Origin of the sequence: Streptomyces sp. NPDC102270, assembly GCF_044766405.1 — a bacterium.
Taxonomy (GTDB): Bacteria; Actinomycetota; Actinomycetes; order Streptomycetales; family Streptomycetaceae; genus Streptomyces.
Genome location: NZ_JBIWLX010000014.1, coordinates 213,543 through 239,332, shown reverse-complemented (window position 1 = coordinate 239,332; position 25,790 = coordinate 213,543). Strand labels below are relative to the sequence as shown.

Here is a 25,790-nt window from a genome sequence, read left to right as displayed (position 1 = left end):
AGGAGACCGAGACATGCTGGACATCGCCGACGAGCTGCACCGGTGGGTCGAGCAGGGACGCGACTTCGCCGTGGCCACCGTGGTGGCCGTCGGCGGCAGCGCGCCCCGCCGGCCGGGAGCCGCCCTCGCGGTGGACGCCGACGGCACGGCGATCGGCTCGGTCTCCGGCGGCTGTGTGGAGGGCGCGGTCTACGACCTGTGCCAACAGGCCCTGGAGGACGGGGAGTCGGTCCTCGAACGCTTCGGGTACAGCGACGAGGACGCCTTCGCCGTCGGCCTGACCTGCGGCGGCGTCATCGACATCCTCGTCACCCCGGTCCGGGCGGGCGACCCCGTCCGTACGGTCGTCGCTGCAGCGCTCGAAGCCGCGGCGAAGGGCCGGTCGGCGGCGCTGGCGCGGATCGTCTCCGGCCCACGCGAACTCCTCGGCCGCGCGCTCGTCGTAGGACCCCAGGACGTCTCCGGTCAGGGCGGTTTCGGCGCCCATCCTGAGCTGGACCGCACGATCGCCGCCGAGGCCGGCGCCTTCCTGGACGCGGGCCGCACCGGCACCCTGGAGATCGGCGAACAGGGCTCGCGCTGCGGTGCACCGCTCACCGTGCTCGTCGAGTCCTCCGTGCCACCGCCCCGGATGATCGTGTTCGGCGCGATCGACTTCTCGTCGGCGCTCGTGCGCGTCGGGAAGTTCCTCGGCTACCAGGTCACCGTGTGCGACGCGCGCCCCGTCTTCGCGACCGAGGCGCGCTTCCCGGAGGCCGACGAGATAGTCGTCGAGTGGCCGCACAGGTACCTGGAGCGCACGGAGGTCGACGCCCGGACGGTCCTGTGCGTCCTCACCCACGACGCCAAGTTCGACGTACCCCTGCTGCGGCTGGCCCTCAGGCTCCCGGTCGCCTACGTCGGCGCCATGGGCTCCCGCCGCACCCACCTCGACCGCAACGAACGCCTGCGCGAAGTCGGCGTGACAGAGCTGGAGTTGGCGCGGCTGCGGTCACCCATCGGCCTCGACCTCGGTGCGCGTACGCCCGAGGAGACGGCCCTGTCCATCGCCGCGGAGATCGTCGCGAGCCGGCGGGGCGGCAGCGGGGTCTCCCTCACCGGCGCGCACACGCCGATCCATCACGACGCGACGTCGGTACCGGCCCGCCGGATCGGGTCGGTGGCCTGAGCGGACACCTCGGGCTGGTCCGGCCATGTGAACGCGTACCGCGGATCACCGCCCCGGCTCAGCCGGACGAACCGCAGCAGTTCACGCACGATGCCGGCACTGCCCTGTGCCCAGTCGGTGCGGGGTTCGAGGTCGCTCGGGGTGGCCCGGTGCTCGACGTTGGACCACCGGGCGCCGTCGGTGTCCCGGACCGCGCGGGCGGCGAGGTCGGTGACGAGGATCCGCGCGAAGTCGTACGCCTCCTGCCCTTCGGCTCCTTCGGCTCCTTCGGCGATACGGTCGCCGGCCAGGGCGAGGACACCCGCCGTGCCGCAGCAGCGGCCGTTGTTGTCCCAGAACCCCGGCCGCAGGCGCTCGGGGAGGCCGGAGCGGACGACCGTGTGCCAGCAGCGGTCGGCGAGCGCGGCCCAGGCCGGGTCGCCGTCGGTGTCGCGCAGGAGCCGGAACATCTGGGCGTCGCCGGTGGGGCCGTGGCACCAGCCGTAGGTGATGGGTTCGATCAGGTCCGGGAGGTACTGGGGGGTGGAGTGCGGGACCAGGAAGCCGTCCGGGCCGCCCTCGTCGCGGGCCACGACGTCCGCGACCCCCGCGAGTGCCAGGTCGATCAGGTCGGCACGGCCGGTCGCGTGGCCGATCCGGGCGAGCGCGTAGGAGATGCCCAGCGTGCCGTGCGACATGTGGTGCATCCGGGCCTCCGGGCCCGGGCGGTGTTGCCAGGTGACGCCCCACGGGGTCTTCTCCGCGGCCCGCAGATAGGGCTCCACCGCGAGGACGGCGAACTCGGGGTCGCCCATCGCCAGGGCCGCCAGGCCCGTCCCGCCGTTGCCGCCCATCAGCTCGAACAGCTCGCCCCAGCGCTCCCCGTCGAAGTGGGACCGCACGAGAGCCATCGCACGGTCGGCCGCCGTCCCGGAGGCGGTGTCGCCGAGTTGGTCGCCCAGGGTGTGCAGGACCAGCGCCATGCCGGACCGGCCGAAGTACAGCGAGTCGTCCTCGTGGCCGTCGACGGCGGCGGCCAGACCGCGTCCCGCGCGGAGTGCGAGGTCGGCGTAGGAGTCGTCGGCGAAGTGCCGCCAGGCCTCCAGAAGCACGGAGACGATCCCGGCCGTGCCGTTGTAGAGGCTGGGGTCGGTCTCCTCCTTCGAGGGTGCGGCCGGCCAGGCGAGTCCGCCGTCCGCGGTCTCCCGCGCGGTGGACACCAGCCACCGCAGCCCGTCCTCCGCGACTTCCTCGACTTCGTCCACCTGCACGGTCGTACCGTCAACTGCCGTCATGACGCCCACTGTTGCACGATCTTCAGGCGCCCCGCAGGAGCCGGTTCAGCGCACGTCCGAAGACCGACCTGGCCGCCACGCCCAGCAAGGGTTCGGGGAGCAGGGGAACCCGCAGTTCTTCACGCCAGATCACGCGCGCCCGGCCTCCAGGACCCGGGTGCACCTCCAGTTCGGCCCAGCCCTTCACCACCCGGCCGCGCTTCTCCAGCCGGCACAGGCCGGAGACGCCCTCCGCAGGCGGCCGCCAGACCATGACCTCCATGGGGTCGTCGAAGCCGAGCGGGCCGATCCCCGAACGGGCGACGACGAGCGTGCCCTCGGCCGTCGGCCCCGGCGGCACGACGGTGACGCGCGTCAGGGGGACGCCCTCGCCGTGGCGGGGCCACTGAGTGAGGCGGCGCCAGGCCTCGTCCTGGGAGAGCGGGGCCGTACGTTCGAGCAGGAAGGTGACCACGAGCTGATCTTAGGGAGTCGGTCCTGCTCAGCGCGGATTTCGTACGGGTCTCACAGACTTGGTGCCCGGGTGCATCCGACCCGATGATCGCGCCCGGCCGCATGGACCCGTCCCAGGCGGTTACTCGCGGAGAGGAAGCCGAGAGGAAGAAGTGGACGCGAGAGCCGGGAGGTGGCCGTATGACGCGCGTGCGTACGGTGCTGTTCGACCGTGACAGCATCCTCGCCGAAGACCCGCTCGACCCCGAACGGGTGTGCCCGGCGCCCGGTGCCCGCGAGGCGCTCGACCTGCTGCGACTGCACGACGTCCGCACCGGCTTCGTGGCGTTGCGACCGGGCGTCGGGCACGACCGGCTCAGCGACGCCGAGGTACGGGCCGTCAACCACCGCGTCGACGAACTCCTCGGCCCCTTCGACATCTGGGGAGTGTGCCCGCACGGCCCCGACGACGGCTGTCACTGCCGCCCGCCCGAACCGGGCCTGATCCTCTGGGCGGCGGGCCGGGTGTGCACCGCGCCGGCCGACTGCGCGGTCGTCGGCACCGCCGCGGACGCCGAGGCCGCGGCCCGGGTGGGCGCGCACGGGATCCTCGTACCGGACGAGCGGACCGGGCCGGAGGAGACGGCACGGGCCGATCATGTGGCGCCGGACGTCCTGACCGCCGTACGCGCGCTGCTCACCGGGCCGCCGCAGGGGCGGGTCCTGGTCGACGAGCGGCCGATCGAGTCCGCCTTCGAGCCCACCGTCGAGAACGGCGAGGCGTGAGGGTCAGGGTTCCGTCCAGCGGCACAGCAGGCGGAACGCCGCGAACAGGGCCAGGGGCCAGACGGCCGCGAAGGCCCAGATCACCGCGGGCCGAGCGGTGACGATGCCCGTCACCATGAGCGTGATCGACACCGCGAGCAGCAGACCCACGGTCAGGACGTGCGGCCGGTAGTGCGTCACCCGGGACAGGTCCGGTCGGCGGCGCAGCCGCCCTGTGCGCATTCGGCGGTCCAGGCGGCGGTCGCGGCGCAGGGCGCGTTCCACCTCGTCCAGAATGCGCTGTTCGTGATCGGGGAGTCGCTCTGTCGCCACTGTCGCTCCTCGTGGATCCGGCGAGTCCTTCTCCGGGTGCCCGGAGAAGGACTCTGCGAACCGTGCGGTCAGCCTCCGGAGTTCTCGCCGAGGAGCTTCTTCATCTCACCGATCTCGGCGGTCTGCGTGGTGACGATGTCACCGGACATGGCCTTGGCGGCCTGGTAATCGCCCTTGGCCTGCTCGGTCCCGGCCATCTCGACGGCGCCCTCGTGGTGCTCGACCATCATGGTCAGGAACATGGCGTCGAAGTCCTTGCCGGACGCCTTCTCCAGCTTCTCCATGTCGGCGCCGTCCATCATCCCGGCCATGCCGGAGTCCGCCGAGTGGTCCATGCCGGGCATGTTCCCGGCCATGTCCTCGGGGACCTTCTCGCCCCAGGTCTTCAGCCAGCCCGTCATGGTCTCGATCTCCGGGCCCTGTGCCTTCTCGATCCGGGCGGCGAGAGCCTTGACCTCGGCGGACGAGGCCCGGTCGGCTGCCAGGCGGGCCATCTCCACGGCCTGCCGGTGGTGCGGGATCATGCCCTGGGCGAAGGAGACGTCCTGCGCGTTGTGGGCGTCGGCCGAGGTCTCGGCGGACACCGAGGGCGACGAGGCGGCCGAGCCGCTGCCGTCGCTGTCGCCGCCACACGCCGTGAGGGTGAGGGCGGCGCTCACGGCGACCGCCGCGAGACAGACACGGCGGATCAGGGTACGGGTGCTGCGCATGCTGGAACTCCTGTGCTGTGAAAGGGATCTGGACGCGACGGAGCACGCCGTTTCTAGATCCGCAGGAGCTGGAGTTCCGCGAGGGAGGGCGGCGCGCGGGCGCCTTCCTGTGCCGTGACGGTCTGAGCGCACAGATCGGCCGTGCCCAGGGCGCTTGTCGACGGGTCGGGGACGAGTGCGGGCAACGCCGGCCCACCGCTCACGGCCCCCGACGCACAGGTCGCGTCCGCGTGGTGGAGATGGCCCGACCCGCAGCCGTCGTGACAGACCGTGTCGACGACGGCGGTGACCGTCGTCCGGTGCGCGGCCCTGCCCTCGTGCCCGGCCGTACCGCCACCGGGGGCCAGGGCGTGCATGCCCAGGACTCCGACGAGCAGCCCGAGCAGGAGCAGCGCCCGCCACAGGGGCGGACGCGCGGTGGGCTGCTCGGAGCTGATCATCGGGCTCATTCTATAGAGGGCTGTACCAGGGCTGTGCGTCGACGCCGTCCGACCTACGTACGGCCCGGCACCGCCCTCCGTTCAGAGCGCCTCCGGCGTACGTTGTCGGGGAGTCCGTCGAGGGGCGGCGGGCCGGGAAGGACCGTGTGGACACCGAGAGCCGAGCCAGGGCACAGCGCTTCGCCGAACTGCACCGGGAGGGCTGCTTCCTGCTCCCCAACGCATGGGACGTGGGCAGTGCCCGGATCCTGGAGGCGGCCGGTTTCCCGGCCGTGGCGACCACGAGTGCGGGCGTCGCGTTCTCCCTCGGCCGGCCCGACCACGACTTCTTCGCCGAACAGCCGCCCGAGGACCGCGTCGACCGCGAGACCATGCTGGGCCGGGTCCGTGAGATCGCGCGCGGGATCGCCGTACCGCTGAGCGCGGACCTGGAGGACGGATACGGCGAGTCGCCCGAGACCGTCGCCACCACCGTCGCGAGGACCGTCGCCGCCGGAGCCGCGGGCGGCAACATCGAGGACTTCACCGGCGACCGCACCCGTCCGCTCCACGACCTGAAGCTCTCCGCCGACCGTGTCCGTGCCGCCCGCGAGACCCTGGCGGTCGACGGCGGGCCCTTCGTCCTGGTCGGCCGCACCGACGCGCTCCTGGTCGGCGGCACCCTCGACGAGGCCGTCCGGCGGGCCAACGCCTATCTGGAGGCCGGAGCCGACTGCGCGTTCGTCCCCGGCGCCGCCGACGCCGAGACCATCGGCACACTGGTCCGTGCGATCGACGGCCCCCTCAACGTGGTCATGGGCCTGACCGGCAACGCGCTCTCCCTGGACGACCTGCGCGAACTCGGCGTCCGACGGGTCACGGTCGGCGGCAGTATCGCCCGGGCCATGTACCGCCATCTGCTCGACGCCGCACGGGAGTTGGCCGACCTGGGCACCTTCTCGTACGCCGCCGACCAGCTCTCCCAGACGGAGCTCAACGACCTGTTCCGCCAGGGCTGAAGGCAGGACTGGAGGCAGGGTCGGCGGCAGGGCTGGAGGACTGCAGCGCACAGCTCGGCGCCTCGGGCGCGTCCACGGCGTGCCGCGTCAGCGAGCAGACCGTACGCAGGGCGACCTTCCAGCCGCCGTCCTGGAGTACGGCCGCCCCCGGGCCCCCGGTGTCCAGCCGGCGGCCCTCGCGCGTGAGGTCGTAGGCCACTTCGGCGAGCGCGTCCGAGGTGTACGACACGGAGGTCACCTCGGCGCGCAGCTTGCTGCCGCTCGGGTCGCGGAAGAGGTTGTCGATCATCAGGGCGTTCTCGTCGCCGTCCTCGGCCGCGTCACTGCGCTGGTCCAGGGAGGACTTCGGGTCGAAGAGGACCGTCCACACCTCCCGGATGTCCCGCTCCGCCTGCTCCGGGTCCGAGGGCGCGGTCGCGGTCGGTGTCGGGGAGACGGAGCGGGTGGGGGAGCCCGCCGCCGTGGTCGGACCGGGCGAGCCGGTGACGGAAGGGCTGCCCGTGCGGGAGGCGCCGTCGTCACCGCCGTCGCCGTCGCCGCAGGCTCCGGTGAGGACGAGGGCGGCGACAGCCAGGGCCACCGCCCAGCTCCCGTGCCGTGCGGGGGAGGTCGCGCAGGTCATGGCACTCCATCTCCGGGTACGCCGTGTGGCTGGCCTACCCGGAGCCGGGGGATTCATCCGGGGTCCGGGAGAAAACCCCCGGACCGGGTGGCCCCTACTGCTCGGTGCCGCCCCGCCGCCGTACCACGAGGACCACCGCGGCCACCGCGACGAGGATGCCCGCGCCGATCCCGGTCCAGGCGCCCGCCGACAGCCCGCTCTCGTCGTCCTGCTCCGTGCCGGCGGCCTGCGGCGAGGCCGCGGGCGTGGTTTCCACGGTTGTCGGGGCCGGGCTCGCGGAGACACTCGGGGCCGGGCTCACCGGCTTCGCGCCCGGTGCCGCCGCCTTCAGCTTCAGGGTGGGCGCCGGGTTGTCGCCGTTCTCGCCCAGCTCGATCCAGCGGTCGACGTGCCCGTCGCCGTAGGTCTGCAGGGTCTTGAAGGGCACCTCGTTCGCGTCGGGCAACTGCCGTACGACGACGGAGTACTCGGCGCTCTCGCCGGTCTTCAGTTCGGCGCCCTTGACGCTGTAGCCGTCGTCGGTCGCGCTGAACTTCCAGCCCTCGGGGCCCTTGCCGTACGTCACGTCGGCCGGCGCGATGCCCTCGGGCAGGACCACCCGGACCTCCTTGATCCCGGAGGTGTCGGACTCGGCCTCGGCGTGGAAGGAGACGGTGACGTTCTCGGCGAGCGCCTGCGCCTTGTCGGCCTCGACCTCGGTGTGAGCGGCGGCCGGAACGGCGGTCAGGAGGACAGCCGTTGCGGCTCCGACGGCGGCAACGGACAGACGGGACAGGGGGATACGGGACATGCAGGTCTCCAGGCAGGGGGTGCGGCGGGGCGGCCGTCCGACGCGGGCCGGAACGGTGTCCCCGTGGGGTCAGTGGGCGAGAGCTGCGCTCGTCGCCGGAGGACCCCGCCGTACCACCGCGTGTGCCAGCAACGGCCGTGCCGTGAGCGGCCGTTCGTCGTACGTCGGCACGACCGTCACCGCGGCCGTCGGCGCGGGTGACATGGGCCGGGTGAACAGCCGCCGGGCGGCGGCCAGTCGATCCCCCACCGCGTCGAGCGCCGCCGTCACCCCGCGGGCCACCGTCCAGCAGGCCGCGTCCGCGCGGTGCAGCAGGACGGCGACGAGCGCGGCGGCCAGCGAGTGGGCCGCCGTCATGGCCAGGGAGTCATGGAGCCGCTCGTGCCACGCCGAGTGGGCGTCGTGCACATGGCCGCCGGGGTGCCGCGCGGCCGCGGTGAGCGTCAGCCACAGATGCAGCCCGGACTGTCCCGCGACACTGCACGCGACGACCGTCGCCAGGCTTCTGGGCCGCTGCACACCGACGAGACCCACCGCGAAGAGCACCGCCGTCGCCGCGGCACCCTGCCTCCAGGGCACCTGGCCCTCGGCGAGCAGATGATGGGCACTGATCCCGAGCACGGTGCCGACGACGGCGAACATCGCGGCCCGCAGAACGGGCAGCGGCGCGCGAGTGGACGTGACCGGCAGGTGCATGGCCCGCTCATCATGGATCATGGCGGGGCCGGCCGGCAGAGGAAACCGTGGACGCGTACCGACGCTGGGAGTCTCAGTGGGTGCCGGACCCCGGCCCGGTGCCCCCGCCGGTCCCGGGCCGCAGGACCTGGCCCTGGATGACCTGGGGCTCCGGCCCGCCCTCCTGCGCGGCGCGGGCCTCCGCCTTGAGGATGCGCGCCGACCTGCCCGCCGTACGGGCCAGTTCCGGGCCCTTCTTAGCGGCGATGACCGCGATGACGACCAGCAGGATGATCGCGAGCTCGCTCAGTCCGAACATGGGGAAGGCCTCCGTCACAGTGACACCGACATCGGACGAGACGCCCGCCGGACCGGCAGCGTACCCGCACTCCCGGCCGGGTGTCCCTACAGGTTGCTTTGCCTGTCCTTTACTATTGGTGCGACCTGCCCCGACAAGAAGGAGCCACAGTTCCGCGATGGGTGAGCCTCCCAGTACCGGCCGCGCCACGTCCCCCACGTCCCCACGGACGAACGGGCGGAGGTGACCCGGTGACCGAGACCGTGCTGCTTGCTTCGGCCCTCCTCCTCACCCTGGCCTGTGCCGTGTTCGTCGCCGCCGAGTTCTCCCTGACCACCGTCGAGCGCGGTGACCTGGAGCGGGCCGCCGAGGCAGGTGAGCGCGGCGCCGAGGGCGCCCTGAAGGCCGTACGCCGGCTCACCTTCCAGCTCTCCGGTGCCCAGCTCGGCATCACGGTCACCTCGCTGGTGATCGGCATGCTCGCCGAACCCTCCCTCGCGGCGCTCCTCAAGGGCCCGCTGAAGGACGCAGGGCTCGGCGCGGCCGCCGCTCCGGACGAGGTCGAGTCGGTGTTCACCGACGACCAGCTCGCCCGCATGGTCGTCGACGCCAGCGAGGCGGGGCTGCTCTCGCCCGCCGACGGCGAACGGCTGCGGGACGCGCTGGAGCTCGGCACCCGGCCGGTCGGCGAGATCCTGGTTCCGGTACCGAGGATGCGGACCGTCGACACCTCGGTCACCCCGGCCCGCCTGGAGCGGATCGCCGCCGAAGCGGGCTACTCACGCTTCCCCGTCACCGGCCCGGACAGCACCCTGCTGGGCTATCTGCACATCAAGGACACCCTCGGCGTCACCGACCGCGAACGGCCCTTCCCGCGCGCCACCCTGCACCCGGTCACCCGGGTCCGCATCGACACCCCGCTCGACGACACCCTCACCGCGCTGCGCGCCGACGGGAGTCATCTGGCGGCGGTGACGGGTCGGACGGGGACCGTCCTCGGGTTCGTGACCATGGAGGACGTCCTCACCGAGCTCGTCGGGCCGACTCCGGCCACCGCGTGAGCGCCGGTCGGGCCCGCCGCCCTGCCGGCGGATCCGGGGAACGCCGCGCTCGCCCCGGTCGTTCACACAGCGCACATCCCTACAGGAGGAGCAAGCCCGTGTCCGCCACCCCGACGGACTCCCGCCCGACGCGATCGCCGCGCCGTTGAGTACCACGAGCGCCGTCCTCGGCCTGCTGGCCGTGTTCCTGCTGACCGCCGGCACCGGCTACTTCGTCGCCCAGGAGTTCGCGTACGTCTCCGCGGACCGGCTCGCCCTGTCCCGTGAGGCGGAGGCCGGGGACCGGAGGGCCGCCCGCGCGCTGACGGTCCTGGAACGGCTGTCCTTCATGCTCTCCGGTGCCCAGCTGGGCATCACCGTCACCGGTCTGGTCGTCGGCTTCATCGCCGAACCGTCCGTCTCCGCGCTGCTCCGCCCCGCCCTGACCGGCCTCGGCGTCCCCGAGGGGGCAGTCGGCGGGATCTCCGTCGTGCTGGCCTTCGTCCTGGCCACCGTCGTCCAGATGGTCCTCGGTGAACTCGCCCCGAAGAACCTCGCGATCGCCGTCCCCGAGCGGCTCGCGAAGGCCCTCGCCCCCTCCACGCTCGGCTACCTCAAGGTCGTCGGCCCGCTGGTGCACGTCTTCGACGGGGCGGCCAACCGCCTGCTCCGCAGGGTCGGCATCGAACCCGTCGAGGAACTCCACCACGGCGCCACCCTGGAGGAGCTCGGCCACCTCATCGGCGAGTCCCACGAACAGGGCGAACTGCCCCGGGACACCGCCGAACTCCTCGACCACGCCCTGGAGTTCTCCGAGCGCACCCTCGACGAGGTGATGGTGCCGCGCGTCGACACCGTCTTCGTGCGGGGAGACGCCACCGCCGCCGAGGCGATCGACCTGATCGCCCGACACGGCCACTCCACCTACCCCGTCCTCGGCGACCACCCGGACGACGTCCCCGGGGTCCTGGGCGTACGGGAGTTGACGCGACTGCCGGCCCAGGAGCTGACCCGGGCCACCGCGCGCGTCCTCGCCCGCACCCCGCTCCTGCTGCCCGACACCCTCCCGCTGCCGCAGGCAGTCGAGCAGATGCGGGAGCGGGGCGACGAGTTCGCGGTCGTCCTGGACGAGCACGGCGGAGTCGCCGGCATCGTCACCTACGAGGACATCGCCGAAGAGCTCGTCGGCGACATCGCCGACGAGAGCGACACCGTCACCGAAGTCGCGGTGCCCGACGGGGACGGCTGGCTGGTCGACGCGGGCCGGCGTCTCGACGAGATCGCCGACGCCACCGGCGTCGAACTGCCCGGGGCAGAGGACTACGACACCGTCGCCGGGCTGGTCGTGGACCGCCTCGGCCGCTTCCCGGCCATCGGGGACCGGGTCACCGTCGAGCTGATCGGCACCGGCCGCGCGCTGATCGACGTACGGACGCTGGACCGCCACGTACCGGAGCGGGTCCGCGTCGAGAGGCTTTCCGAGCCGGCGCAGGAGCAGACATGAGTTTCCCGATGGCGCTCTTCGTCACCGTCCTGCTGCTGATCGGCAGCGGCTTCTTCGTGGCCGCCGAATTCGCTCTGGTCGCCGCCAAGCGGCACCGCATGGAGAAGGCCGCGGCCGAGGAGCGGCGCGGGGCGAAGGCGGCTCTGGCCGGGATGCGTGAGCTGTCGCTGATGCTGGCCGGCGCCCAACTGGGCATCACTGTCTGCACGCTGGGCCTCGGCTCGGTCTCCAAGCCCGCGATCTCCCACGAACTCGGCCCGCTGCTGCATGACCTGGGCCTGCCCGGCGGACTCAGCTACGGCGTGGCCTTCGTGGTCGCCATGATCGTCGTGGTGTTCCTGCACATGGTGCTCGGCGAGATGGCCCCCAAGTCCTGGGCCATCGCCCACCCCGAGCGCTCCGCCATGCTGCTCGCGCCGCCCTTCTGGGCTGTCGTCAAGGTGGTCCGGCCGCTGATCTCGGTGCTGAACAGGATGAGCAACGCGTTGGTACGGCTGTGCCGGGTCACCCCGCGCGACGAGCTGGCCGCGGTGCACAACCGTGAGCAACTCACCCATCTCGTCGAGGAGTCGGAGCGCCTCGGACTGATCAGCGAGGCCGACTCCAAGCTGCTCACCCGTTCGCTCACCGAGCCCGAGACCCCGGTCGGCGAGCTCCGCATCCCGGCCGCGGAGATCACCTCGGTGCCCGGCACCGCCGACCTGGACGCCGTCCTGCGCACGGCCGCCGACCACGACCGCACCCGCATGCTGGTCCGCGAGGGCGACTTCGTGCTCGGCTCGCTCCACGCCCGCGACGCCCTGGTCGCCCGCGCCCAGGGCCGCGCCGGTACCGCCCGCACCCTGGCCCGCCCGGTCCCGGAGCTGACGGAGGACACCACGGTCGCCGACGCGATCGACCTCCTGCGCCGCAACCGGGCCTCCCTGGCGGTCGTACGGGACACGGCGGGCACGCTCACGGGGATGGTGACGCTGGACGACCTGCTGGCGCGGTACCTGCAGCCGTCCCGGACGTGACGCCCATGAGCAAGGGCAAGGAGATCACCGCTCTCCTTGCCCTCTTCAACGTATAGCTCACAGGGGGCCTTGCGGCAAGATCCCCGTCGTGCCGCACAATCTCCGTCCGAGACACGGAGGGGGATCCGATGATCGACGTGATCGTCGTCGGCGGCGGCCCGACCGGCCTTATGCTGGCCGCCGAACTGCGACTGCACGGCGTGCGGGTGGTCGTGCTGGAGAAGGACCCGGAGCCGACCGAGATCGTCCGCTCGCTCGGCCTGCACGTGCGCAGCATCGAGGTGCTGGACCAGCGGGGGCTGCTGGAGCGGTTCCTCGCGCACGGAAAGCAGTTCACGGCAGGTGGTTACTTCGCCGCCATCGACAAGCCCTGGCCGGACGGTCTGGACACCGCCCACGCCTACGTCCTCGGCATCCCGCAGACCGTCACCGACCGCCTGCTGGCGGAGCACGCCGTCGGACTCGGCACCGAGATCCGGCGCGGCTGCGAGCTGGTCGGACTGAGCCAGGACGAGCACGGGGTGAGCGCCGAACTCGCCGACGGCACCCGGCTGCGCTCGCGCTATCTGATCGGCTGCGACGGCGGCCGCAGTACCGTGCGCAAGCTGCTCGGGGTCGGTTTCCCCGGCGCACCCGCCAAGGCCGAGACGTTGCTCGGCGCGATGGAGGTGGGCGTGGAGCCGGAGACGGTCACCGCCGTGGTGACCGAGATCCGCCGCACCCAGAAGCTGTTCGGCCTCGGAGCTGTCGGGAACGGGTTGTACCGCGTCGTCGTGCCCGCCGAGGGTGTGAGCGGGGACCGCACGGTGGCGCCGACCCTCGAGGAGTTCAAACGACGGCTCCGGGCGGTCGCCGGGACCGACTTCGGCGTGCACTCACCGCGCTGGCTGTCCCGCTTCGGCGATGCCACCCGGCAGGCCGACCGCTACCGGGTCGGCCGGGTGCTGCTGGCCGGCGACGCGGCCCACGTCCACCCGCCGGTGGGCGGACAGGGCCTCAACCTCGGTATCCAGGACGCATTCAACCTGGGCTGGAAGCTGGCCGCCGAGGTGGCCGGCTGGGCACCCGAGGACCTGCTGGACAGCTACCACAGCGAACGGCACCCGGTGGCCGCCGACGTACTGAACAACACCCGCGCGCAGATGGAGCTGCTGTCCACCGAGCCCGGGCCGCAGGCGGTGCGGCGGCTGCTGGGCCGGCTGATGGACTTCGACGAGGTGAACCGGTACCTCATCGAGAAGATCACCGCGATCGGTGTCCGCTACGACTTCGGCGAGGGCCATGAGCTGCTCGGCCGACGCCTGCGGGACCTCACACTCGGACGCGGCCGCCTCTACGAGCTGATGCGCGGCGGCCGCGGACTGCTGCTCGACCGGACCGGCCGCCTCTCGGTGGCGGGCTGGGCGGACCGGGTCGACCACGTCGTCGACACCGCCGAGGAACTGGACGTCCCCGCGGTACTGCTGCGGCCGGACGGCCATGTGGCGTGGGTCGGCGAGGACCAGAACGAGCTGCTGGACCGGCTGCCCAGGTGGTTCGGCGCGGCGGCCTGAGCGGGCGGTCGAGCGGAACGGTGAGCGTGACTCGGGTCGGTCGGCTCGCCCACTGGTTCCGCCGCACCGCCGTGAGCGTGTCGAGGGTCGGGTCAGACGGTGGCGGGCAGGACGTGGTCGCCGGCCTTGTCCGTGCTCAGGCACAGGGAGCAGACCACCGCGTCGTGCGTGGCGCAGGCGGCCAGGTCGGGGCGCTCGTAGGGCTGCCGGCAGACGTGGCAGTCGTAGGTGACCGCGCTCGGGTTGCCGTCCGCGTCCAGCATCGGCTCGTCGATGCCGTCGCCGGTGCGGCGCAGGTAGTACTTGCCCTTGGTGACGACCGCCATCAGCGGGGTGAGGACGAACGCGATCACCGCGGCCGCGACCGGGGAGTACGGCTGGAGGGTGTCGCCGAGGGCGTGGAAGTACATGGCGATGGACAGGCCGGACGCGGCGACGAAGGCCACCACGCCCACCGGGTTGACGGCGTAGAGCATGCCGCGGCGGAACTCCGGCTGGAGCGGGGAGAGCTTGAGCAGGTACTTGTTGACACCGATGTCGGTGGCCACGGTGACGACCCAGGCGATCGCACAGTTCGAGTAGAAGCCCAGGATGTCGTTGAGGAAGCTGAACATGTCGGCCTCCATCAGGGCCAGCGCGGAGCCCAGGTTGACCAGGACGAAGACCATGCGGCCGGGGTAGTGCCTGGTGAGCCGGGTGAAGGAGTTGGTCCAGGCGAGCGAGCCGGAGTAGGCGTTCGTCACGTTGATCTTGATCTGGCTGATCACGACGAGGGCCACGGCCAGCGGGAGCACCAGCCAGGACGGCATCATCGCGTCGAAGGCGCCCTTGAACTGCTGGATCGGCTCGGGGGCCACGTCCGGTCCGACCTTGGCGAGGATGTACACCGCGAGGAAGACGCCGATGGCCTGCTTGAGCGCGCCGAGCACCACCCAGCCGGGGCCTGCCATGACCACCGCGGTCCACCAGGTGCGCTTGTTCGCCTCGGTCTTGGGCGGCATGAAGCGCAGGTAGTCGATCTGCTCACCGATCTGCGCGATGAGCGAGAGACACACGCCCGCGCCGAGCAGCACGGACGCGGTGTTGACCCCGCCGTCGCCGTCGGTGCCCGCGTAGGCGAGGAAGCGGTCGACGGTGCCCGGATCGGTGGAGACGAGGTAGACCAGCGGGCCCACCATCAGCAGCAGCCAGATCGGGGTGGTCCACACCTGGAGCTTGCTCAGCGCTCTCATGCCGTAGATCACCAGCGGGATGACCATGAGCGTGGAGACCAGGTAGCCCAGCCACAGGGGCAGTCCGAGGCCGAGCTTGAGGCCCTGGGCCATGATCGAGCCTTCGAGGGCGAAGAAGATGAAGGTGAAGCTGGCGAAGATGACGCTGGTGAGGACCGAACCGTAGTAGCCGAAGCCGGAGCCGCGGGTGATCAGGTCGAGGTCGATGTTGTAGCGGGCGCCGTAGTAGGCGAGGGGGAAGCCGGTGACGAAGATGACGACGGCGGCGACCGCGATCGCCACGAGCGCGTTGCCGGTGCCGTGGGCGAGGCCGATACCGGCGCCGATGGAGAAGTCGGCCATGTAGGCGATGCCGCCGAGTGCCGTGGTGGCCACGACCATGGGGGTCCAGCGGCGGTAACTGCGGGGCGCGAAGCGGAGGGTGTAGTCCTCCAGGGTCTCCTTGACCGCCTGGTCGGCGGATTTCGACGGGTCTGCCGTTGCCGGCTGTGACGCTGTGGTGCTCATGTCACGCCTCCCAGTGCTGCTCTTGCGGGCGGTGGGGAGATGCGTGGGAGACCCGCGTGGCGTCGTCGGCAGGCCGGGGAGTCGAGAGCCGGGTGGAGCGGTTCTCGGCCCTGTATACGACTCGGGTTCCCACGAGCCGCCACGCTAGAAAGCGGTTGTTACCGATGGGCTGGGGGTGTCATGACCCTGACGTTTCCGGAATCTCACCGCTGCTGATCGGTGTCGCGCTCGCACCGACGAACCTGCCGGGCCGGGGCAGGTCGGGTTCGCCGCGGGGCTCAGGCCGGGGTGTGCGGTCGGCTCTCGGAGAGCGGGCTGCGGCCCGCCTCGTCCTGGACGAGCAGGGAGAGCAGTGCCGCCACCGTCAGGCCGGCCTCGGCAGGATGGCGCAGCACCTTGCCCGGGTCGATGCGGTAGGTGTTGGACCGCCCCTCCCGCACGTGCGAGAGGTATCCGTCCTGCTCCAGATCGGAAATGATCTTCTGGACGGCGCGTTCGGTGAGCCGGCAGTGTGCGGCGATGTCGCGGATCCGGGTGCTGGGATTGTCGGCGATCGCGGCCAGCACCCGCGCATGGTTGGTGACGAACGTCCATCCGGTGTGAGACTCGGGCACTCCATCCATGGCAGCAGTCTAGCGACCGGTCATTCACGCATTCAAAAACCTGAAGTTTGTTTCATGTATTGGTTGACGTATGTTGTCGGTGAAGGGGATTCTGAGGGACAGAGGCAGCCGAGACATGAGGGAGAGGGCCATGCCGGAACCTGCGCACTCGGCGCAGCGCCTCACCACGCTGGACGCGCGCCCGTCGTGTCTGGCCACGATCGAGGCCGCGGCGGCCGGGGAACGGACGGTCGTCACCTGCCGGGGTGAGTTCGACGTCGGAGCCCAGGAGCTCCGGTCCGAGCTCTACGCCGTCCTCGACCGCTCCGCCACCGGGGTGGACCTGGATCTCGACGAGGTCCGCTTCTGCGACTGCGCCGGCCTCAACGTCCTGCTGGACCTGCGCCGGGAGGCCCTCGACCAGGGCAAGACCGTCACCGTCAGGGCGTACAGCCCGTCCGTGGGACGCCTGCTCGACCTGACCGGAGCGCGTGAGCTGTTCGCGACCGAGAACCCCGGGAGCGCCGGGAGTCGGCCTGTGGACGTGGACCAGGAACTGCGCCTGGAGGTCGACCAGTTGCGCCGGGCGATGAGGACCCGGCCGACCATCGACGTGGCCCGTGGGATCGTCATGGCCTCCTTCGGGCTGAGCGCCGAGGACGCCTGGACGGTGCTCGTCGCCGCCTCCCAGAACACCAACATCAAAATGCGCGATCTCGCCGAGGAGCTGACGGGCGCCGTCCATGGAGCCCCGGTGCCGGAGCAGGTGCAGCAGCAGATGGCGGCGGCCGTCGCCAAGGTACGGGAGACCGTGCCGACACCGTCCGACGTCGGGGCGGCTGCGGGAGGCGAGGCCGGGTCGGCAGGTCCGCCGCCGGCGGCTGCGTGAACGCTGGCCTGACGCGCGTGAACTCCGGCCGCCTGAACGCGGCTACGTGCCGACACCGTCCGACGTCGGGGCGGCTGCGGGAGGCGGGGCCGGGTCGGCAGGTCCGCCGCCGGCGGCTGCGTGAACTGGCGGCCTCACCGTGCCGACGCCGTCCGAGGGTGGGTCGGCTGCGGGAGGCGGGCCAGTCTGTCAGGTCCGCGGTCGGCGCCTATGCGAACTCTGGGAGCCTGACCGTGCCGACACAGCCCGACGTCGGGGCGGGGCCGGGTCGGCAGGCCCGCCGCCGGCGGCTGCGTGAACGCTGGCCTGACGCGGCGGCTACGTGAACTCCGGCAGCCTGAACGCGGCTACGTGCCGACGCCGTCCGACGTCGGGGCGGCTGCGGGGGGCGGGGCCGGGTCGGCAGGTCCGCCGCCGGCGGCTGCGTGAACGCTGGCCTGACGCGGCGGCTACGTGAACTCCGGCAGCCTGAACCGTGCCGACACCGTCCGACGTCGGGGCGGCAGCGGGAAGCGGGGGCGGTCTGTCAGGTCCGCGGTCGGCGGCTGCGTGAACCCCGCCAGCCCCCGCCTTCAGCGGCCTACGTGAGCTCCAGCAGCCCCCGCCGGACCGCCTCGGAGACCGCCGCCGCCCTGTTGTCCACGCCGAGCTTGCGGTAGACGCGCACCAGGTGTGTCTTGACCGTGGCCTCGCTGAGGTACAGGGAGTCGGCGATGGCACGGTTGCTGTGGCCGTCGGCCATCAGCTGCACGACCTCCCGCTCCCGACGCGTCAACTCCGGTGCGGGGCTGACCACTTGGCCGACCAGGTCGCCGACGACCTCGGGGGCGAGGCCCATCCCGCCCACCGCGGCGCTGCGCACGGCCCGGAAGAGCTCCTCGGGCGGCCCGGCCTTCAGGACGTAACCGCGCGCACCCGCCTCCAGCGCACGCACCACGTCGGCGCGTCCGGAGTAGCTGGTCAGCATCACCACGGGCACGGCCGGAGCCCGGGCGGCGAGCGCGCGGACCGCTTCGACGCCGTCCGGGATGCCGCTGCCGCGGGCCGTGCCCTCGAACCGCAGGTCCATCAGGACGACGTCGGGGGCCAGTTCCACGGCGAGGCGCACGGCCTCCTCGGGGTCCGGGGCCTCCGCGATCACGTCGATGTCCGGCTCGCCCTCCAGCAGGGCGCGCAGCCCGGCCCGTACGACGGTGTGGTCGTCGGCGATCAGCAGGCGCAGCGGGGACGCGGTCACCGGACGGCCGCCGCGGGACTCTCGGCCAGGAGCGTGCCGGACGACGTCCGGGCGGGCACGGTGGCCCGGATCCGGGTGCCCCGGCCCGGCGCGCCGTCGACGGCGAGATCACCGCCGTACTCCCGAAGCCTCGCCCGGGCGGCCGGCAGGCCGAACCCGCGGTCCGACGGGGGCCGGCCGGCGACGCGGGCGAGGTCGAACCCGACACCGTCGTCGCAGACGTCCAGGTCGACACGGTCCGCACTGTGGTGGAGCGTCACCAGCAGGTTGGTCGCCCGCGCATGTTCCCGCACGTTGGCCAGCAGGCCCTGCGCCACCCGGAACAGGGTGGTGGCGGCCTGTTCGTCCAGCTTGGGCCGGTGCTCGCCCGTCGAACGGAACCGTACGCGCGCCGCCGTGCCGTCCTGCTGGGCGCGCAGGCACAGCAGCCGCAGGGAGCCCTCGATGCCTTCCTCGACGACCACGGAGGGGGTGAGGTCACGGATCATCCGCCGGGTCTCGGCGAGGCTCACGTCCAGACCGTCGGCGACCGCGCGCACCCGGGTGCGGGCCGCGTCCGGGCGGTGCTCCCACTCCCGTTCGGCGGCCTGCAGCAGCATCAGGCTGCCGGACAGTTCCTGCGCGAGCGTGTCGTGCAGGTCCCGGGCGATGCGCTCGCGTTCCCCGAGCATCCCGGCCCGCCGCTGCTCCCGCGCCAGTACCTCGCGCGTGCCCCGCAGCTCGTCCACCAGGCGCTGCCGTTCGGCGGCGTCCCGCTGCTGCGCCCGGTACAGGGCCACCGTGCCCCACACGGCCGCCACCGGGATCAGCACCACCTCCGGGTCGAAGCCGCCCGCGCTCCGGGTGAGCTGACCGACCAGTACGAGCGTGATGACACCGACCAGGGCCGCGGCCGCCCGGCGTCCGAGCGCCCGCAGGGCCGCGCAGGCCAGGGGTACGGCACACCAGACATAGGCGTTGGTCAGGAGGGGCGGGGTGAGGGCCACGAGCACCGCCCACCACGCGACCAAGGCCGCCGCCCACACGTGCCGGGCGAGCGGCCCCAGTCTGTGCCACAGCGCCAGCCCGGCCGCGTACGTCGTGGCGAGGAGTGCGCTGACGGTCACGATGTCCCAGCACAGCGCGATGTCCAGGGCCACGAGCCGGACCAGTGCGGTGCCGACCACGAGGAAGAACACGAGGTGCGGGACGTGCCTCAGGGCGCGGTGGTCGTACACGGCGAACCCCCTGAACTAAAGATCCTGGGACAGGGGGTCCGAGTCTATCCACCGGCTGTAGGAACGGGGTCAAGGGCCGCCGCGGGGTCAGGCGCCGGGGTGCAGTCCCAGGACGCCGGGCGTGGGCTCGCCCTTCACCTCGCCGAAGTACAGGGCGAAGGTCTGCTTCAGGCGCTCCACCTCGGCGCGGTCGGCCATGAACTTCGGGAAGCCGTCCACGTGGGCGTTCGGGTACTCCCAGATGGGCTTCAGGCCGGCCGGGGGCGTGATGTCGGTGCGCACCGACCAGCCGTTGAAGGAGTTCTGCTGCACCGCTGTGGACAGCTGCCAGTTGAGGTACAGCTTCGCCGCCGTCGAGTTCTTCGCCTGCTTGAGGACGGCCGCGCGCTGGCCCCAGCCCATGAAGGGATGCCCGTCGGCGATCACGAACTTCGCGGGGGACGTCGAGGAGGGGACCGCCGAGCCCGCGGTGCCGATGCCGATCGCCTTGGTCCCGCCGAAGACGGCGTCGCCCGGCGAGTTGCTGCCCCGCGCGAACCGCACGTCCTGCGCGGCGAGTTTGGCCACCCACTCCCAGCCGTACTTCTGGACGTACAGCGAGTAGAGGTAGAGGACGGCGTCGTCGTCGTGCGGGAACGACGAGGCGATCTTTCCCTTCCACTTCGGGTCGACCAGGTCGAGCGGGCTGCGCGGGGCGTCCGAGCCCACGGCCGCGGTGCCGTAGAGGAAGCTGAACGCGATCGCCGAGACGGCGACCCAGGCGCCCTGCGGGTCCCTGAACGACTTGTGCAGCTTCGAGAACCCGGCGGGTTTGTAGTGCAGCAGCCGCCCCTGCTGGTTCCAGCGGACGAAGTCCTGCAGCGTCTGCAGCTGTACGACGTCGGGGACGAGGGTGTTCGTCGCGAACTGGTTGTCGACGCGGACGTCGTGGTACTTGCTGTAGTCGACGATCAGCGTCAGGTCGATGTCCGGGAAGCGGGCCTTGAAGGCCGCCTTGGTGCCGTCCTGCTGGGTCGGGGTGTCGCCGCCTGAGTAGACGACGAGCTTCCCGCCCTCCTTTAGGGCGTCCCGGTAGAGCTCGTCGAGTGTGCGGGTCTCCTCGGGTCCGGTCGCGTGCCGTGCGGCCGCGGCGGGGGAGGCCGAGGCGGAGGTCGCGGTGGCACCGATCGCTCCGAGACCGAGGGCGGCACCGGCCCCCGTGGTGAGGACACGTCGTCTGCTGAGAAAGCTGGACATGCTGCGGAGACCTCTCTGAGGGGGGTGACGTTCAGAGCCCGGCGCCATGGGCGACAGCCATTCTGGTGCGGCCTCGTGCGTCCGCGCGTCGTCCGTACGGATCGACGGTCCGGCCGACGGTGGAATTCCCGTTCAACCGAAAGGATGAACGAGGAAAGGATCAGTCGCTCCCGGTGCCGCCGAACGCCCCGAGGATCCGCTCGGCGGCCAGCGTGGCCGTCAACCGGCCCTCCCTGACCTGCTGTTCGAGTTCCGGGGCGAGGGACTGGACGGCCGGGCTGGCGTGCAGCCGGCCGAGCAGCTCGTCCCGGACCATCGCCCACGCCCAACCGACCTGCTGGTCCCGCCGTTTGGCGGTGAGCCGCCCGGTGGAGTCGAGAAGTGTCCGGTGTTGTTCCAGGCGCTCCCAGACCACATCCAGTCCTGTCCCCTCACGGGCACTGCAACTGAGCACCGGGGGAGTCCAGAAGGCGTCCTTGCCGTGCATGAGCCGCAGGGCGCCCGCCAGTTCACGTGCGGCCGCGCGGGCGTCGCGCTCGTGCGGGCCGTCCGCCTTGTTGACCGTGATCACATCGGCCAGCTCCAGAACACCCTTCTTGATGCCCTGGAGCTGGTCGCCGGTGCGGGCCAGGCTCAGCAGCAGGAAGGAGTCGACCATGTCGGCGACGGCCGTCTCCGACTGCCCGACGCCGACGGTCTCGACCAGGATCACGTCGTAGCCGGCGGCCTCCATCACGACCATCGACTCCCGGGTCGCCTTCGCCACCCCGCCCAGCGTGCCGGCGCTGGGGGAGGGCCGTACGAAGGCGTCCGGGTCGACCGCCAGCCGTTCCATCCGGGTCTTGTCACCCAGGATCGAACCGCCGGTACGGGTGGAGGACGGGTCCACGGCGAGCACGGCCACCCGGTGCCCGAGCGAGGTGAGCATGGTGCCGAACGCGTCGATGAACGTCGACTTCCCCACGCCCGGCACCCCGCTGACCCCGATCCGCCGCGCCCGGCCGCTGTGCGGGAGCAGCTCGGTGAGCAACTCCTGAGCCAGGGAGCGGTGCCGGGGGTGGGTGGACTCGACGAGCGTGATGGCACGGGCCACGATCGCCCGCTTGCCGTCGAGGACACCCTTCACATACGCGTCGAGATCGATCACTGCCCGTGCCCGAGGTCGGCCGACAGACGCTCCACCAGGTCGTGGGCAGCGTCCGGAATCACCGTCCCCGGCGGGAAGACGGCCGCCGCGCCCATCTCCAGCAGGGTCGGCACGTCCTGCGGCGGGATCACCCCGCCCACCACGATCATGATGTCCTCCCGGCCCTCCTCGGCGAGCTGCTCGCGCAGCGCCGGTACGAGGGTGAGGTGACCGGCCGCCAGTGACGAGACGCCGACGATGTGCACGTCGGCCTCGACGGCCTGGCGGGCCACCTCGCCCGGGGTCTGGAACAGGGGGCCGACGTCCACGTCGAAGCCGAGGTCGGCGAAGGCGGTCGCGATCACCTTCTGGCCGCGGTCGTGGCCGTCCTGGCCCATCTTCGCGACCAGGATGCGCGGCCGGCGGCCCTCGGCCTCCTCGAAGGCGTCCACCAGGGCACGGGTGCGGTCCACGGACGGCGACTCCCCTGCTTCGTTGCGGTACACGCCGGAGATCGTACGGATCTGGCTGGCGTGCCGGCCGTACACCTTCTCCAGGGCGTCGGAGATCTCGCCGACGGTGGCCTTCGCGCGGGCCGCGTGCACGGCCAGCTCCAGCAGGTTGCCCTCGCCGTCGGCCGCCCGGGTCAGCGCGTCCAGTGCGTCCCGGCAGGCGGTCTCGTCGCGCTCGGCGCGCAGCCGCCGCAGCTTCTCGATCTGCTGGGTCCGTACGGAGGAGTTGTCGACCTTCAGGACATCGATCGCCTCGTCCGTCTCGACCCGGTACTTGTTGACGCCGATGACAGGCTGGCGGCCGGAGTCGATACGGGCCTGGGTGCGGGCCGCGGCCTCCTCGATACGCAGCTTCGGAATACCGGCGTCGATCGCCTTGGCCATGCCACCGGCCGCCTCGACCTCCTGAATGTGCTGCCACGCCTTGCGGGCCAGGTCGTACGTCAGCCTCTCGACGTACGCGCTGCCGCCCCACGGGTCGATGACCCGGGTGGTGCCGGACTCCTGCTGGATCAGCAGCTGGGTGTTGCGGGCGATGCGCGCCGAGAAGTCGGTGGGCAACGCCAGTGCCTCGTCGAGGGCGTTGGTGTGCAGCGACTGCGTGTGGCCCTGCGTCGCCGCCATCGCCTCCACACACGTACGCGTGACGTTGTTGAAGACGTCCTGCGCCGTCAGCGACCAACCCGAGGTCTGCGAATGGGTGCGCAGGGAAAGGGACTTGGGGTTCTGCGGGTCGAACTGCCGCACCAGCTTGGCCCACAGCAGGCGGGCCGCCCGCAGCTTGGCGATCTCCATGAAGAAGTTCATGCCGATCGCCCAGAAGAAGGACAGCCGGGGCGCGAACGCGTCCACGTCCAGGCCGACTTCGCGACCTGCCCGGAGGTACTCCACACCGTCCGCGAGGGTGTACGCGAGCTCCAGGTCGGCCGTGGCACCGGCCTCCTGGATGTGATAGCCGGAGATGGAGATCGAGTTGTAGCGGGGCATCCGCTGCGAGGTGAAGGCGAAGATGTCGGAGATGATCCGCATCGACGGCTTCGGCGGATAGATGTAGGTGTTGCGGACCATGAACTCCTTGAGGATGTCGTTCTGAATGGTCCCGGCCAGCTTCTCGGGCGGTACGCCCTGTTCCTCCGCCGCCACGATGTACAGCGCCAGCACCGGCAGCACGGCACCGTTCATCGTCATCGACACGGACATCTTGTCCAGCGGGATGCCGTCGAACAGCTGCCGCATGTCGTAGATCGAGTCGATGGCCACGCCCGCCATGCCGACGTCACCGGTCACGCGCGGGTGGTCGCTGTCGTAACCGCGGTGCGTGGGCAGGTCGAAGGCGACCGACAGGCCCTTCTGGCCGGCCGCGAGGTTGCGCCGGTAGAAGGCGTTGGACTCCTCGGCGGTGGAGAAGCCCGCGTACTGGCGGATCGTCCAGGGCTGGTTGACGTACATCGTCGGGTACGGGCCGCGCAGGTACGGCGCCACACCCGGGTACGTCTCCAGGAAGTCCAGGCCCTCCAGGTCGGCGCCGGTGTAGAGCGGCTTGACCTCAATGCCCTCCGGTGTCTCCCAGAGGGGCTCGGCGCCCTGCGTGGCGCCCTTCACGGCCGTACGCCACTCGTCGGCACCGCCGCCCGGGGCCGGAGCCCCCAGCTCGATCCCGGTGAAGTCGGGGATGGAAGGGCCGGCGGGGGCGGTCATCAGGACACTCCCATGCGGTCGAGGGTGGCGGTGAGCACGGCGACGGCGTCGCAGCCCGCGAAGACGTAGGAGTCCACGCCGGAGTACTGCCCGGGCCGTCCGGCGAGGAACACGTGCCGGGCGCCTTCAGCCTTCAGGGTCCCTGCGACGTCCTCGGCCCGCTCCTCGTACAGCGCGTCGCTGGAGCACAGGCAGACCTCGGTGGCGCCGCTCTCCTCGAAGGTGCCCTCGGTGATGGGCTCGACGCCGCCGGCCTGGAAGAGGTTGGCGGCGAAGGTCAGACGCGCGGTGTGGGCGGCGGCGGGGCCGATCGCGGCCAGGAAGACCCGGGGCCGGGACCCGGTCGCCGCGAGGTGCGCGTCGGAACGGGCGCGCAGTTCCTCGTACGCCTCGTCGCGCCGCACCCGGGGCAGGCCGCCGGCCCGCGGCTCGGGCGCGGGGGCACGCTCCACGGGCTTCTCGCCGAGGTGCGGGAACTCGCTGACGCCGGTGATGGGTTCGCGGCGGGTGGCGAGCTTCTTGGAGCGCTGCGCCCACGTCGTGGCCAGGTCGGTGCGGATCCGGCCGGAGCGCAGGACGGCCGCCTGGCCGCCGTCGCGTTCGATCGTCCGGAAGAACCGCCAGGCCGCCTCGGCGAGTTCGTCGGTGAGCCGCTCCACGTACCAGGAGCCGCCCGCCGGGTCGATCACCCGGGACAGGTGCGACTCCTCGACCAGGATCGTCGAGGTGTTGCGCGCGACGCGGCGGGCGAACGCGTCCGGCAGGCCGAGCGCGTGGTCGAAGGGCAGCACGGTGACGGCCTCCGCGCCGCCGACCCCGGCGGCCAGGGTGGCGATCGTCGCGCGCAGCATGTTCACCCACGGGTCGCGGCGGGTCATCATCACCGGCGACACCACGGCGTGCTGCGCCTGCGCACCGGCGCCGGGCACCCCGCACACCTCGGCGACCCGCGCCCATAGCCGGCGCGCGGCCCGCAGCTTGGCGATCGTCAGGAACTGGTCGGCCGTCGCCGCGTACCGGAACTCCAGCTGCCCGCAGGCCTGTTCGACACTCAGCCCGGCCTCGGTCAGCCCCCGCAGATAGGCGACACCGGTGGCGATCGAGGCACCCAGCTCCTGCGCCGCCGAACCGCCGGCCTCGTGGTACGGCAGCGCGTCCACGGTCAGCGACCGCAGCCCCGGGTACTCCTCGGCACACCGCCGCGCGAGCGGGACGACCTGGGCGAAGCCCAACTCCTCGCCGGTACGGGCCTCGTGGCCCAGCGGGTCGGCACCGAGGTTGCCGCGCACGGCCTTGTGGTCGATGCCGCGCTCGTCGTGGAGCCGCAGCAACTCCTCTGCGGCGGCCTGGAACTGTCCGCCCGCATCGAGGACGACGGGGGCCAGGTCGAGGTGGACGCCGTCGAGGACCGCACCGAGCGACGCGACCGGGATACCGCCCTCGCCCGCGACCAGCCACAGCGAGGTGACACCGTTCTCCAGGTCCGTGAGGACCGCGCTGTTGTCGGCGACCGCGTGCCGCTGCCGTACGTCCCAGCCGCCGGTGGTGTTCCCCTCGGGGCGGGCGCCGCGCACGAAGGGCGCGAAGCCGGGAAAGCCGGGGTCGGGCGCGGTGTCGTGCGCCGTGTAGAGGGGGCGGGTGCGCAGCCCGTCCTCGAGCGCGGTGGACAGGGCGTCCTCCGCTGCCGCGCCGGAGACTTCCTTGCCCGACTTGCGCAGGACACCCGCCACCAGGCTGTGCCACTGATCAAGGTTCGCGTCAGGGAACTCGGCGGCCAGCGAGAGCCCGTCGTCAGGCAGGACCGTCATGCTCGGATGCTAGGCCAGACCCCCAAAGGAGCAGCAGGGGGCACGGCTGTGACCTTGCCCGCAACGAGACTGTGACCCCGGTCTCCCGGGCCTGCGGAGCGGTCGCCA

Annotated in this window: 25 protein-coding genes; 8 read left to right on the top strand and 17 right to left on the bottom strand. The window is 72.0% G+C overall.

Annotated elements, in window-relative coordinates:
* Positions 1-13 precede the first annotated feature (13 nt).
* Entirely contained in the window at positions 14-1,168 is a 1,155-nt protein-coding gene (locus ACIRP7_RS29525; protein ID WP_403665367.1) for an XdhC family protein, read from the top strand.
* Here ACIRP7_RS29525 and ACIRP7_RS29520 read toward each other — a convergent pair.
* Together ACIRP7_RS29520 and ACIRP7_RS29515 are read right to left on the bottom strand one after the other, a co-directional pair.
* Complete coding sequence (locus ACIRP7_RS29520) at positions 1,120-2,442, bottom strand: lanthionine synthetase LanC family protein (RefSeq protein WP_403665365.1); 1,323 nt, start codon at positions 2,440-2,442, stop codon at positions 1,120-1,122. The two genes, ACIRP7_RS29525 and ACIRP7_RS29520, sit on opposite strands and share 49 nt — an antisense overlap.
* Before the next feature lie 22 nt (positions 2,443-2,464).
* Entirely contained in the window at positions 2,465-2,896 is a 432-nt protein-coding gene (locus ACIRP7_RS29515; RefSeq protein WP_352381682.1) for an SRPBCC family protein, read from the bottom strand.
* A gap of 179 nt (positions 2,897-3,075) precedes the next feature.
* Here ACIRP7_RS29515 and ACIRP7_RS29510 point away from each other — a divergent pair, with 179 nt between their 5' ends.
* A complete protein-coding gene (locus tag ACIRP7_RS29510) occupies positions 3,076-3,660 on the top strand; it encodes an HAD-IIIA family hydrolase (protein ID WP_403665363.1) in 585 nt (194 codons plus the stop codon).
* Between the two features lie 3 nt (positions 3,661-3,663).
* Here ACIRP7_RS29510 and ACIRP7_RS29505 read toward each other — a convergent pair whose 3' ends face one another.
* The 3 genes from ACIRP7_RS29505 to ACIRP7_RS29495 form a co-directional block, all read right to left on the bottom strand.
* The gene (locus ACIRP7_RS29505; protein WP_403665361.1) at positions 3,664-3,972 is read right to left on the bottom strand and encodes a DUF3040 domain-containing protein; all 309 of its coding nucleotides are present in this window, start codon (positions 3,970-3,972) and stop codon (positions 3,664-3,666) included.
* Between the two features lie 68 nt (positions 3,973-4,040).
* Positions 4,041-4,682 carry a DUF305 domain-containing protein gene (locus ACIRP7_RS29500; RefSeq protein WP_403665359.1) on the bottom strand — a complete coding sequence of 214 codons (642 nt, stop codon included), beginning with the start codon at positions 4,680-4,682 and terminating at the stop codon, positions 4,041-4,043.
* 53 nt (positions 4,683-4,735) lie between these two features.
* On the bottom strand, positions 4,736-5,122 hold the full coding sequence (locus ACIRP7_RS29495; RefSeq protein WP_403665357.1) for a DUF6153 family protein: 387 nt from the start codon (positions 5,120-5,122) through the stop codon (positions 4,736-4,738).
* 146 nt (positions 5,123-5,268) lie between these two features.
* On the opposite strand from ACIRP7_RS29495, the gene ACIRP7_RS29490 reads away from it, so the two are divergent.
* Entirely contained in the window at positions 5,269-6,120 is an 852-nt protein-coding gene (locus tag ACIRP7_RS29490) for an isocitrate lyase/phosphoenolpyruvate mutase family protein (RefSeq protein WP_403665355.1), read from the top strand.
* Here ACIRP7_RS29490 and ACIRP7_RS29485 read toward each other — a convergent pair.
* The 4 genes from ACIRP7_RS29485 to ACIRP7_RS29470 all read right to left on the bottom strand — a co-directional run bounded on the left by ACIRP7_RS29485 (position 6,095) and on the right by ACIRP7_RS29470 (position 8,526).
* The gene (locus ACIRP7_RS29485) at positions 6,095-6,742 is read right to left on the bottom strand and encodes a hypothetical protein (RefSeq protein WP_403665353.1); all 648 of its coding nucleotides are present in this window, start codon (positions 6,740-6,742) and stop codon (positions 6,095-6,097) included. The genes ACIRP7_RS29490 and ACIRP7_RS29485 overlap by 26 nt on opposite strands.
* A 94-nt stretch (positions 6,743-6,836) precedes the next feature.
* Positions 6,837-7,532 (bottom strand): DUF1775 domain-containing protein, encoded by a 696-nt coding sequence (locus tag ACIRP7_RS29480; RefSeq protein WP_403665351.1) that lies wholly within the window; start codon positions 7,530-7,532, stop codon positions 6,837-6,839.
* A 69-nt stretch (positions 7,533-7,601) separates the two neighbouring features.
* Complete coding sequence (locus tag ACIRP7_RS29475) at positions 7,602-8,228, bottom strand: hypothetical protein (RefSeq protein WP_403665349.1); 627 nt, start codon at positions 8,226-8,228, stop codon at positions 7,602-7,604.
* Between the two features lie 73 nt (positions 8,229-8,301).
* Positions 8,302-8,526, bottom strand: coding sequence for a twin-arginine translocase TatA/TatE family subunit (locus ACIRP7_RS29470; protein WP_403665347.1), 225 nt, complete (start codon positions 8,524-8,526; stop codon positions 8,302-8,304).
* Between the two features lie 230 nt (positions 8,527-8,756).
* Between ACIRP7_RS29470 and ACIRP7_RS29465 the strand changes: the two genes are divergently transcribed.
* The 4 genes from ACIRP7_RS29465 to rox all read left to right on the top strand — a co-directional run bounded on the left by ACIRP7_RS29465 (position 8,757) and on the right by rox (position 13,618).
* Positions 8,757-9,566 carry a CNNM domain-containing protein gene (locus ACIRP7_RS29465; RefSeq protein ID WP_403665345.1) on the top strand — a complete coding sequence of 270 codons (810 nt, stop codon included), beginning with the start codon at positions 8,757-8,759 and terminating at the stop codon, positions 9,564-9,566.
* 145 nt (positions 9,567-9,711) lie between these two features.
* A complete protein-coding gene (locus ACIRP7_RS29460) occupies positions 9,712-11,049 on the top strand; it encodes a hemolysin family protein (RefSeq protein WP_403665343.1) in 1,338 nt (445 codons plus the stop codon).
* Positions 11,046-12,065: a hemolysin family protein gene (locus ACIRP7_RS29455; RefSeq protein ID WP_403665342.1), complete on the top strand. Its 1,020-nt coding sequence runs from the start codon at positions 11,046-11,048 to the stop codon at positions 12,063-12,065. Before ACIRP7_RS29460 ends, ACIRP7_RS29455 begins: the two co-directional genes overlap by 4 nt.
* A gap of 128 nt (positions 12,066-12,193) precedes the next feature.
* Positions 12,194-13,618 carry a rifampin monooxygenase gene (rox, locus tag ACIRP7_RS29450; RefSeq protein ID WP_403665340.1) on the top strand — a complete coding sequence of 475 codons (1,425 nt, stop codon included), beginning with the start codon at positions 12,194-12,196 and terminating at the stop codon, positions 13,616-13,618.
* A gap of 92 nt (positions 13,619-13,710) precedes the next feature.
* Here the strand turns inward: rox and ACIRP7_RS29445 are convergent, their stop codons facing one another.
* Both ACIRP7_RS29445 and ACIRP7_RS29440 read right to left on the bottom strand, forming a co-directional pair.
* A complete protein-coding gene (locus ACIRP7_RS29445; protein ID WP_403665338.1) occupies positions 13,711-15,357 on the bottom strand; it encodes a purine-cytosine permease family protein in 1,647 nt (548 codons plus the stop codon).
* 278 nt (positions 15,358-15,635) lie between these two features.
* Positions 15,636-15,980, bottom strand: a complete 345-nt coding sequence (locus ACIRP7_RS29440) for a helix-turn-helix domain-containing protein (RefSeq protein ID WP_352381656.1) — start codon at positions 15,978-15,980, stop codon at positions 15,636-15,638.
* A 130-nt stretch (positions 15,981-16,110) separates the two neighbouring features.
* On the opposite strand from ACIRP7_RS29440, the gene ACIRP7_RS29435 reads away from it, so the two are divergent.
* A complete protein-coding gene (locus ACIRP7_RS29435; RefSeq protein ID WP_403665336.1) occupies positions 16,111-16,848 on the top strand; it encodes an ANTAR domain-containing protein in 738 nt (245 codons plus the stop codon).
* 580 nt (positions 16,849-17,428) lie between these two features.
* Here ACIRP7_RS29435 and ACIRP7_RS29430 read toward each other — a convergent pair.
* From ACIRP7_RS29430 to ACIRP7_RS29405, 6 genes are all read right to left on the bottom strand, one after another.
* Positions 17,429-18,085, bottom strand: a complete 657-nt coding sequence (locus ACIRP7_RS29430) for a response regulator (RefSeq protein WP_403665334.1) — start codon at positions 18,083-18,085, stop codon at positions 17,429-17,431.
* On the bottom strand, positions 18,082-19,302 hold the full coding sequence (locus ACIRP7_RS29425) for a sensor histidine kinase (protein WP_403665332.1): 1,221 nt from the start codon (positions 19,300-19,302) through the stop codon (positions 18,082-18,084). The genes ACIRP7_RS29430 and ACIRP7_RS29425 overlap by 4 nt, the downstream gene beginning before the upstream one ends.
* An 87-nt stretch (positions 19,303-19,389) precedes the next feature.
* A complete protein-coding gene (locus ACIRP7_RS29420; RefSeq protein ID WP_403665330.1) occupies positions 19,390-20,538 on the bottom strand; it encodes an ABC transporter substrate-binding protein in 1,149 nt (382 codons plus the stop codon).
* A gap of 160 nt (positions 20,539-20,698) precedes the next feature.
* A complete protein-coding gene (gene meaB / locus ACIRP7_RS29415; protein ID WP_403665328.1) occupies positions 20,699-21,685 on the bottom strand; it encodes a methylmalonyl Co-A mutase-associated GTPase MeaB in 987 nt (328 codons plus the stop codon).
* Positions 21,682-23,874, bottom strand: coding sequence for a methylmalonyl-CoA mutase (gene scpA, locus ACIRP7_RS29410; protein ID WP_403665326.1), 2,193 nt, complete (start codon positions 23,872-23,874; stop codon positions 21,682-21,684). The genes meaB and scpA overlap by 4 nt, the downstream gene beginning before the upstream one ends.
* A complete protein-coding gene (locus ACIRP7_RS29405; protein WP_403665324.1) occupies positions 23,874-25,682 on the bottom strand; it encodes a methylmalonyl-CoA mutase family protein in 1,809 nt (602 codons plus the stop codon). Before ACIRP7_RS29405 ends, scpA begins: the two co-directional genes overlap by 1 nt.
* Positions 25,683-25,790 lie beyond the last annotated feature (108 nt).

Bases quoted from the DNA above. Each gene is read 5' to 3' on its own strand.
- ACIRP7_RS29525 (WP_403665367.1), top strand. From the start codon at position 14: ATGCTGGACATCGCCGACGAGCTGCACCGGTGGGTCGAGCAGGGACGC.
- ACIRP7_RS29520 (WP_403665365.1), bottom strand. From the start codon at position 2,442: ATGACGGCAGTTGACGGTACGACCGTGCAGGTGGACGAAGTCGAGGAA.
- ACIRP7_RS29510 (WP_403665363.1), top strand. From the start codon at position 3,076: ATGACGCGCGTGCGTACGGTGCTGTTCGACCGTGACAGCATCCTCGCC.
- ACIRP7_RS29500 (WP_403665359.1), bottom strand. From the start codon at position 4,682: ATGCGCAGCACCCGTACCCTGATCCGCCGTGTCTGTCTCGCGGCGGTC.
- ACIRP7_RS29495 (WP_403665357.1), bottom strand. From the start codon at position 5,122: ATGATCAGCTCCGAGCAGCCCACCGCGCGTCCGCCCCTGTGGCGGGCG.
- ACIRP7_RS29485 (WP_403665353.1), bottom strand. From the start codon at position 6,742: ATGACCTGCGCGACCTCCCCCGCACGGCACGGGAGCTGGGCGGTGGCC.
- ACIRP7_RS29480 (WP_403665351.1), bottom strand. From the start codon at position 7,532: ATGTCCCGTATCCCCCTGTCCCGTCTGTCCGTTGCCGCCGTCGGAGCC.
- ACIRP7_RS29475 (WP_403665349.1), bottom strand. From the start codon at position 8,228: ATGCACCTGCCGGTCACGTCCACTCGCGCGCCGCTGCCCGTTCTGCGG.
- ACIRP7_RS29470 (WP_403665347.1), bottom strand. From the start codon at position 8,526: ATGTTCGGACTGAGCGAGCTCGCGATCATCCTGCTGGTCGTCATCGCG.
- ACIRP7_RS29455 (WP_403665342.1), top strand. From the start codon at position 11,046: ATGAGTTTCCCGATGGCGCTCTTCGTCACCGTCCTGCTGCTGATCGGC.
- rox (WP_403665340.1), top strand. From the start codon at position 12,194: ATGATCGACGTGATCGTCGTCGGCGGCGGCCCGACCGGCCTTATGCTG.
- ACIRP7_RS29445 (WP_403665338.1), bottom strand. From the start codon at position 15,357: ATGAGCACCACAGCGTCACAGCCGGCAACGGCAGACCCGTCGAAATCC.
- ACIRP7_RS29440 (WP_352381656.1), bottom strand. From the start codon at position 15,980: ATGGATGGAGTGCCCGAGTCTCACACCGGATGGACGTTCGTCACCAAC.
- ACIRP7_RS29435 (WP_403665336.1), top strand. From the start codon at position 16,111: ATGCCGGAACCTGCGCACTCGGCGCAGCGCCTCACCACGCTGGACGCG.
- ACIRP7_RS29420 (WP_403665330.1), bottom strand. From the start codon at position 20,538: ATGTCCAGCTTTCTCAGCAGACGACGTGTCCTCACCACGGGGGCCGGT.
- scpA (WP_403665326.1), bottom strand. From the start codon at position 23,874: ATGACCGCCCCCGCCGGCCCTTCCATCCCCGACTTCACCGGGATCGAG.
- ACIRP7_RS29405 (WP_403665324.1), bottom strand. From the start codon at position 25,682: ATGACGGTCCTGCCTGACGACGGGCTCTCGCTGGCCGCCGAGTTCCCT.